Source organism: Tannerella forsythia (assembly GCF_003860135.1).
Classification (GTDB): Bacteria; Bacteroidota; Bacteroidia; order Bacteroidales; family Tannerellaceae; genus Tannerella; species Tannerella forsythia_A.
Genome location: NZ_RQYN01000034.1, coordinates 23472 through 32052 on the forward strand (window position 1 = coordinate 23472; position 8581 = coordinate 32052).

Here is an 8581-nt window from a genome sequence, read left to right on the forward strand (position 1 = left end):
ACAAAGATGATGAGACCGAATTTTAAAAATATTGATATTCAGAAAGCCGGTTTTGCTGCCACGAACGCGGCGGAATGGGCGAAGTCCAATGGCATTGAGGCCAATTGGAGGACACCTGAACAGATTCAGGTAAAGTCAGTCTATACGAAAGAAGACCTCGAAGGGATGGAGCATCTGCATTATGCCTCGGGGTTGCCGCCTTATCTGCGCGGGCCTTACAGCGGTATGTACGCCATGCGCCCGTGGACGATCCGGCAGTACGCGGGATTTTCGACGGCCGAAGAGTCGAATGCCTTTTATCGTCGTAACCTTGCTTCGGGTCAGAAAGGATTGTCCGTAGCGTTCGACTTGCCGACGCACCGCGGATACAACGCGGACAATAACCGCGTGGTGGGTGACGTAGGAAAAGCCGGCGTGTCTATTTGCTCGCTCGAAGACATGAAAGTCTTGTTCGACGGGATTCCGTTGAGTAAGATGTCCGTTTCGATGACCATGAACGGAGCCGTGCTGCCGGTGCTCGCCTTTTATATCAATGCGGGTCTGGAGCAGGGAGCCAAGCTCGAAGAAATGCAGGGAACGATTCAGAACGACATCTTAAAGGAATTCATGGTGCGTAATACGTATATTTATCCGCCCGAATTCTCGATGCGCATCATTGCCGACATTTTCGAATACACTTCGCAGAATATGCCGAAGTTCAACTCGATTTCGATTTCAGGCTACCACATGCAGGAAGCCGGCGCAACGGCCGACATTGAGATGGCTTATACGCTTGCCGACGGAATGGAATATCTGCGTGCAGGGATCAATGCCGGGATCGATGTGGACGCCTTTGCTCCGCGTCTGTCGTTCTTCTGGGCTATCGGCATGAACCATTTTATGGAGATCGCCAAGATGCGTGCCGCGCGTATGCTGTGGGCGAAGATCGTCAAGAGCTTCGGTGCGAAAAATCCCAAGTCGCTGGCGTTGCGTACGCACAGTCAGACGTCGGGATGGTCGTTGACCGAGCAAGACCCGTTCAATAACGTCGGTCGTACATGTATCGAAGCGATGGCCGCTTCGCTCGGACATACGCAATCGCTGCACACGAACGCGCTCGACGAGGCTATCGCTTTGCCGACCGACTTCTCGGCACGTATCGCGCGTAACACGCAGATCTATATTCAGGAAGAAACGCAGGTGTGCAAGGAGATCGACCCGTGGGCCGGTTCGTATTACGTCGAGGCATTGACCCATGAATTGATCCACAAGGGATGGGCGTTGATTCAGGAGATCGACAGCATGGGCGGCATGGCTAAGGCTATCGAGACCGGTCTGCCGAAGATGCGTATTGAGGAAGCTGCCGCGCGCACGCAGGCTCGTATCGACTCCGGCGTTCAGACGATTGTAGGAGTGAACAAATATCGCTTGGCCAAAGAAGCTCCGATCGATATTCTGGAGATCGACAATACGGCCGTACGTGAAGAGCAGGTGGCTCGTTTGCAGGATTTGCGCGGAAAGCGCGACGAAGCAGCCGTACAGAAGGCGCTGGCCGATATCACGGAGTGTGTGAAGACGAAGCAGGGCAACCTGCTCGATCTGGCCGTCAAAGCGGCCGGGCTGCGTGCTTCGCTGGGCGAGATTTCCGACGCTTGCGAAGCGGTAGTAGGACGTTATAAAGCAATTATCAGAACGATATCAGGCGTGTATTCATCAGAGACAAAAGAAGACGGCGACTTCCGCAAGGCGTGTGAGTTGGCCGAGGCGTTTGCCAAGAAACAGGGGCGTCAGCCGCGTATCATGATCGCCAAGATGGGGCAGGACGGACACGACCGGGGCGCCAAAGTCGTTGCAACGGGTTATGCCGATTGCGGATTCGACGTGGATATGGGACCATTGTTCCAGACACCCGAAGAAGCCGCCCGCGACGCGGTCGAGAACGACGTGCATGTGCTTGGCGTATCATCGCTCGCTGCCGGACATAAGACGCTTGTGCCGCAAGTGATCGAAGAGTTGAAGAAACTCGGCCGTCCGGACATTCTGGTCATTGCCGGAGGCGTTATCCCCGCGCAGGATTACGATTTTCTTTACAAGGCCGGTGTAGCGGCGATTTACGGTCCGGGAACATCTGTGGCCAAAGCCGCTTGTCAGATACTGGAGATACTCCTTTCCGAGTAAAGGAGGAGAATTCTTTCATAACAATTTTTAAGTGTATTGGAGGCCGTCCCTCGTGAGAGAGGCGGCCTCTCTTGTATCCCGGCGCGACGCTCAAGGCGGTATGACGGCATGGCGTGCCGCAGTCGCTGTGTCTCGGCTTGCGAGGACTCCTCGCCGCGAACGAACGGAAAAAGGTAAAAAAACGCTACCTTTGCCCTTCGATAAAAAGAAAATTATGGTTTCAATCGAAGGACTGACCGTCGAATTCGGCGGTTTCACGTTGTTAGACGGCTTGTCGTTTGTCGTCAATCGCAAAGATCGCATTGCTTTAGTGGGGAAAAACGGAGCGGGAAAGTCTACGCTGTTGAAAATCCTGGCCGGCATGCAGCAACCCACACGCGGAACGGTAAGTATCCCGCGCGACACGACAGTGGGCTATTTGCCGCAGCAGATGCAGTTGTCCGACACTCGATCGGTGCGCGAAGAAACAGAGCAGGCCTTTGCGCATATCCACGCAACGGAAGCGGAGATTGAGCGCATCAACCGGGAGCTGTCGGAACGAACGGACTATGAATCGGAAGGATTCCGGAAACTGATCGACCGGATGACGTGGCTCACCGAGCAGTTCCAGATGATGGGCGGCGCGAATTATCATGCCGAGCTGGAACGCACGCTGTTCGGACTGGGATTTACGCGCGACGACCTCGAGCGTCCGACGGCCGAGTTCAGCGGAGGATGGCGCATGCGTATCGAACTCGCCAAGCTACTCTTGCGACGCCCCGACGTGCTCCTGCTCGACGAACCGACCAACCACCTCGACATAGAGTCCATTCAGTGGCTCGAAACGTTTATGGCCACCTCGGCCAACGCGGTGATCCTTGTCTCGCACGACCGCGCGTTTATCAACAACACGACACACCGCACCCTTGAGATCGAACTCGGACATATTTACGATTATAAGGTGAAGTACGACGAATATGTGGCGCTTCGCCGCGAGCGTCGCGAACAGCAATTGCGCGCTTACGAGAACCAACAGAAAATGCTGGCCGACACCGAGGCTTTCATCGAACGGTTTCGCTATAAGGCGACAAAGGCCGTGCAAGTACAGTCCCGCATCAAGCAACTCGCCAAGGTGGAACGCATCGAAGTGGACGAGGAAGACCACGCGATGCTCCATCTCAAGTTTCCCCCGGCGCCGCGATCCGGTTCGTACCCGGTGACCGTAGAAAGTCTGAGCAAGCGCTACGGCGATCACCTCGTGTTTGCCGACGCCACGTTTACCATCCATCGTGGCGACAAGGTTGCTTTCGTCGGTAAGAACGGCGAGGGAAAATCAACGCTCGTGAAGTGCATCATGGGAGAGATTACGGATTACGGGGGAACCTTGCAGCTCGGGCACAACGTACGTACGGGATATTTCGCGCAGAATCAGGCGCAGTTACTGAACGAGCAGAAGACGGTCTTCGAGACGATCGACGATGTGGCGCAAGGCGATATCCGCACCAAGATACGCGATATACTGGGCGCGTTCATGTTCGGCGGCGAGGCGTCGGACAAGAAGGTCGGCGTGCTTTCCGGAGGCGAGCGCAGCCGGTTGGCCATGATCCGCCTGCTGCTCGAACCGGTCAATTTGCTGATTCTCGACGAGCCGACGAATCATCTCGACATGCGCTCGAAGGATGTGCTTAAAGAAGCGTTGCGCGAATTTGACGGTACGCTCATCGTCGTCTCGCACGACAGGGAATTTCTGGACGGACTGGTCGATAAAGTCTATGAATTCGGGAACAAACGCGTGCGTGAACATCTGGGCGGTATCTATGAGTTTCTGGAGCGCCGGAAAATCGAGACGCTGCAGGAGTTGGAACGCAAAGCGCAGACTGTGGCGGCTGCTTCCGCGACGGCGGCGCAGCCGGAGAGCGTGAGCGCCGGAACGCCCGACGCGAAGGCGCAGCCCGCGCGCTCGTACGAAGAGCAAAAGGAGCGGGCGCGGCGTTTGCGTAAGTTGGAAAAGGCCGTAGCCGATGCCGAACAGGAGATTATGACATTAGAAGACGAAATCGCGACGCTCGAAGCACGTATGGCCACCCCCGAAGGAGCGGCGGAACCTGCGCTCTACACCGAGCACGGCCGACTAAAAACGGCGCTTTCCGAAGCGATGGACCGCTGGACGGAAGCCTCCGAAACGCTGTCGGAAGCCTCCGCTTCGTAACATATAGAGGCGTTGACCGCCGCGTTACTTCACGACGTAGAGAATCGTTGAATACTGCGCCACGCGAAAAGCTCCGAACGGGTTCTGTTTGGGGTCCGGTTCGTAGACCACATTTCCGTAAACGCGCGTGGGAGACGTAAACATCGGACGTCCCCGTTGGGCATCGTCGAGCGAGTTAGCCGTTAGCAGATCGATGAATTGCCGGTAAGCGTTCGAGACGGAATAGACTTTAATCTCCACTTTGTCGCCCTTGAGAAATTCTCCGCCGATGTTCGAACCGGTAAAAGATCGCGATATTTTGCCGTCGGTATAAAACCTGTTGTCTATGGCATAAAGACGTGAATAGACACGGTCGTTTTTTACGTAACTCACTTTGATTATAAAATTGCTGTCACTGCCGGATCGGGTAGGGAACGTGATGCGGAGCGCGATTTCATCTTTCGAGAATCCTCCGTCGCTGCGCTGCGTGATGTTGCCTTCGGTAAGCTCCGGTACTTCGCGCATCCGGTCTTCCGAAGTATAGCGTTTTCCCTTGTAATCGATCGTGAGCCGGTAACTCTTGTCCGGTTCGGGTTTGAAATCGCGGCAAACATAGTCGCCGTTTCCCTGATCGACGAACGTGTACGTCTCGCTTTCGGAAGCGGTAACGAGTACCGTGGCGCCGGTTGCCGTTTCGGAGGGTTGATTCGTGTAGTAATCGTTCGTATAGGAGAGGCGTATCTTCTGTTCGTTGCCCGGTTTTCCTTTTTCCCAGTCGAGCGCGGCGTCTACTACGAGCTGTTGCTCTTGCGAGTCGAGTTTCAGGTCTATCACTTCTTCGCAGCCGGTGCAAAGAGCGAGGAGTAAGACAAAAGAAAGAAATGCTTTCATTTTCGTTCAGAATGTAAAATTATACGTAATGCTTGGAATGATGCCGAAGATGGAGAGTTTCACGGCCTCGTTGCGCCGTGTCTCTTCGTTCCGGCGGAAGAAGATCGAATTGGCGTTCTTCCGGTTGTAGACATTGTAGACGCCCAATACCCATTCGCTTTTCCAGCGTTTGTTCGGCTTGTGACGCGGGGTATAAACAACCGAGAGGTCGAGACGGTGGTACGTGGGCAACCGGTATTCGTTCCGTTTGCTGTAGTTCGGGATCGTCATGTCGAAATATTGGTACTGTCCTACGGGGAAGTTGGCAGGCAGTCCGCTTTGCAGGCTGAACACTCCGCCGAACGACCATTGCGGCGTAAGGGCATACATGGCGGTAACGGAGAGATCGTGCGGTTTATCGTAAGGCGTACTGTACCAGTCGCCGTAGTTGATACCGATCTCTTCGGGCGTGCGTCCCGGCGTTCTCTGTTCCGATTTGGAGAGGGTATAGCCGATCCATCCGGTCAGCTTGCCTTTGTTTTTCCGCAGCAAAATCTCTAATCCGTAGGCGCGGCTGTGGGCGGGCAATACAACCCGCTCAATCGCTTCGTTCGCCACAAGATCCGCCCCGTCGATGTATTCGAGACGGTTTTCCACATCCTTATAATAGGCTTCGACTTCGAGGCTGTAGGCATCGTTGGACAGATTCGAGGCTACTCCGACGGCATATTGGTTGGCCTTTTGCGGGAGCATGAAGCGGTTGCTTGGCGCCCACACATCGAGCGGAGTAGGAGAAGAAGTATTGGAAATCAGATGGAGGTACTGCGCCGTGCGCGTATAGCCGGCTTTGAGAGAATGATTGTCGTTAAAGGCATACGAGAGCGCCAAACGCGGTTCGAGGTTGAAGAAAGGGTCAATCACTTCTCCTTTGCCGTAATGTTTCTTTCCGGTAGGCGTAGCCATGCGGTAAGTTAGCGTATATTGATCGAAAAGCACGGCCTGATCGTTGGCGTACACGTTGATATCCTGTTCGCCTAAGTGGAGAAAGGAACTGAAGCGCAGTCCGTACGAAACGGTGAGCGCTTTTGTCAACGTATGTTCCGCGTCGACGTATATCCCGCTCTCCAACGCGTATTTATGAGGCAGGAGTTTCTCTCGGATGGCCGAGCCGGGGCCCGTAGGATAGAGCTTACCGGGGTTAAAGGCGTAGTAAAGCCCTTGCAAACCGTACGAAAGGTTGATCTTATCGGATAAGTAATGTTTGAAATCGTATTTCACGTTTACGTTCTTGATGCCCGAATCCCACTGAAACTCGACAGGCGCGAGCTTGAATCCGTAATAGTAATCGCTGTAGATAAGCGAGAGATTGGAAAAGAGCCGGTCGTTGAAAAGATGATTCCAACGCAGGTTGAAGAGGGCGTTTCCGTAGACGTTGGTGAGGAAGCCGTTCAGATCGAACATATCGCGCCCGAAGTATCCCGACAAATAAAGCCGGTTGCGGTCGTTCAGGCGGTAGCTCAGCTTCGTATTGAGGTCGTAGAAGTAAGCGGAGTTTTTGTTGTTCCTCAGTTTCAGAAAGAGGTGCGCGTATGAGGCGCGTCCGCCTATGAGGAAAGACCCTTTTCCCTTCGTCACGGGGCCTTCGGCCAACAGCCGCGACGAGAGCAGCCCGATACCGCCCGTGGCGCCGAACCGGTTTTGGTTGCCGTCCTTCTGATAAATGTCGAGCACGGACGAGATGCGTCCGCCGTAGCGTGCCGGGATACTGCCTTTGTAGAGTTTCATATCGCGAATGGCGTCGGCGTTGAAGACGCTCAGAAAGCCGAACAGATGCGAGGCGTTAAAGACGGCCGCTTCGTCGAGTAGGATCAGGTTCTGGTCTGCCGCTCCGCCTCTGACGTTAAAGCCCGACGACGTTTCGCCGGCGTTGCTTACGCCCGGCAGGTATTGCAGCGTTTTCAGGACATCGACCTCGCCGATCAGCACGGGCAGCTTTTTGACCGTCGGCAGCGGCAGCGAGACGAGGCTCATCTGCGGGCTGCGAATCTCGGCTTTATCCGTCCGGTTGGCTACGATCTCGACGGCCGAGAGTTGAATGCTTTCGTCCGAGAGTCGGTAGTCTTTGCGAATGTTTTTATTCAATTCAATCGTCTCGGTAATCGTTTCATAGCCCAGATAAATCACAGAGACGGTGTAGGTGCCCTCGGGCAGAGTGATGGAGAAGAATCCGTATTCGTTTGTGCTCGTTCCCGTTTGTCCGTCGCCGATGACGAAATTCACACCCGGAAGGCTTTCTCCGCTGGCGGCGTCGGAAACCGTGCCGCTAAGCGTGTATTTTTGCTGTGCCTGAAGCGTCACACTCAAAGCAGCCAGCAGCATGATCAGTATTGTTCTATTCATTGTTGTCGAAATAAATTTCGGCAAAGATAGAAAAATCCCGGACAGCGACTTCCGGGATTTTCATTTTTAAATATCGTTCACGAACGGCGTTTCGGCGTTCCCTCCGTCGGCCCGACGTGTACGGACTGTTCAATCGTCACCCGACGATCGTGGCGCTTACAGGTACACTCCATGGCCCTGTTTCTCCTCGTTTGTTTACCCATCGCAGCCAGTAATAGACAATCTTTCCGGCGTCGGAGCCATTGTATTTGATCAGGTGTGGCGTGGCCGTATTCGTTCCGACGAATTTCAGCTCGTCTTCCGATACAGGCGCGTCACCGCCTATTTTGATCCAAATCTGGCATCCGTACACTCCGTGAGGCTTGGCCCGGCTTGTCGGGGTGGCGCTGTCGACGAACGACACGCGATGCTGCAAACGTACCGAGAAATCAATCTTGGCAATGGGTTGGGTCGTAGGCACTACCACCGATGTCGGCGTCTTGTCGCGCGAAGACAATCCCAGCGATACGCGTTCGGCGTCGCTGATTTTGCTGTTGTTCAGAATATACTCCGCGAAGAAGCTTCGCATCTGCGAGGTATATCGTTCCATCAGCACGTTCTTCTGCTCGACAATGTATGACGAACGCAGCTTCTTATCGGCATAGCTCGGATAAAAAGCATTCCATTCTTCGTGCAGTACCACAATGAGATTAAGGGCTTCGCCCGGAATCCCCCACGGAACCTGATTCTCTTTGACTTTTTTGATAGCCTGTTCCTGCCAGTCGTTAAAGGCGGCAACGGCTATGGGAATATAATGTTTTCCCATATCAAAATACGTTTTAAGTGAAACTTTAATCTAATCAATAAAAATACAAGATTCGCTTACGGAGCGCCTGTACAAAGCCTTGGAACGTTGTCGTTCGGGAATTTTAACAAAGCTCGCAGTCGCGGAAACTGAGGTTTCCGTGGCAGAAACTGAGGTTTCCGTGGCAGAAACTGAGGTTTCCG

Annotated in this window: 5 protein-coding genes; 2 read left to right on the forward strand and 3 right to left on the reverse strand. The window is 54.1% G+C overall.

Annotated features, from left to right (window positions below):
- Positions 1-9: 9 nt before the first annotated feature.
- A complete protein-coding gene (gene scpA / locus EII41_RS09205) occupies positions 10-2157 on the forward strand; it encodes a methylmalonyl-CoA mutase (protein ID WP_124790353.1) in 2148 nt (715 codons plus the stop codon).
- A 214-nt stretch (positions 2158-2371) separates the two neighbouring features.
- A complete protein-coding gene (gene abc-f / locus EII41_RS09210) occupies positions 2372-4345 on the forward strand; it encodes a ribosomal protection-like ABC-F family protein (protein ID WP_124790349.1) in 1974 nt (657 codons plus the stop codon).
- Between the two features lie 24 nt (positions 4346-4369).
- On the opposite strand, the gene EII41_RS09215 is transcribed toward abc-f, so the two are convergent.
- From EII41_RS09215 to EII41_RS09225, 3 genes are all read right to left on the reverse strand, one after another.
- A complete protein-coding gene (locus tag EII41_RS09215; protein ID WP_124790350.1) occupies positions 4370-5215 on the reverse strand; it encodes a DUF4249 domain-containing protein in 846 nt (281 codons plus the stop codon).
- Between the two features lie 6 nt (positions 5216-5221).
- Positions 5222-7594: a TonB-dependent receptor gene (locus tag EII41_RS09220; protein WP_124790351.1), complete on the reverse strand. Its 2373-nt coding sequence runs from the start codon at positions 7592-7594 to the stop codon at positions 5222-5224.
- A 136-nt stretch (positions 7595-7730) separates the two neighbouring features.
- Positions 7731-8399: a hypothetical protein gene (locus tag EII41_RS09225; RefSeq protein ID WP_124751699.1), complete on the reverse strand. Its 669-nt coding sequence runs from the start codon at positions 8397-8399 to the stop codon at positions 7731-7733.
- Between the last annotated feature and the right edge of the window lie 182 nt (positions 8400-8581).

Coding starts and splice junctions, on each gene's coding strand:
- EII41_RS09225 (WP_124751699.1), bottom strand. CDS start 8,399: ATGGGAAAACATTATATTCCCATAGCCGTTGCCGCCTTTAACGACTGG.
- EII41_RS09215 (WP_124790350.1), bottom strand. CDS start 5,215: ATGAAAGCATTTCTTTCTTTTGTCTTACTCCTCGCTCTTTGCACCGGC.
- abc-f (WP_124790349.1), top strand. CDS start 2,372: ATGGTTTCAATCGAAGGACTGACCGTCGAATTCGGCGGTTTCACGTTG.
- EII41_RS09220 (WP_124790351.1), bottom strand. CDS start 7,594: ATGAATAGAACAATACTGATCATGCTGCTGGCTGCTTTGAGTGTGACG.
- scpA (WP_124790353.1), top strand. CDS start 10: ATGAGACCGAATTTTAAAAATATTGATATTCAGAAAGCCGGTTTTGCT.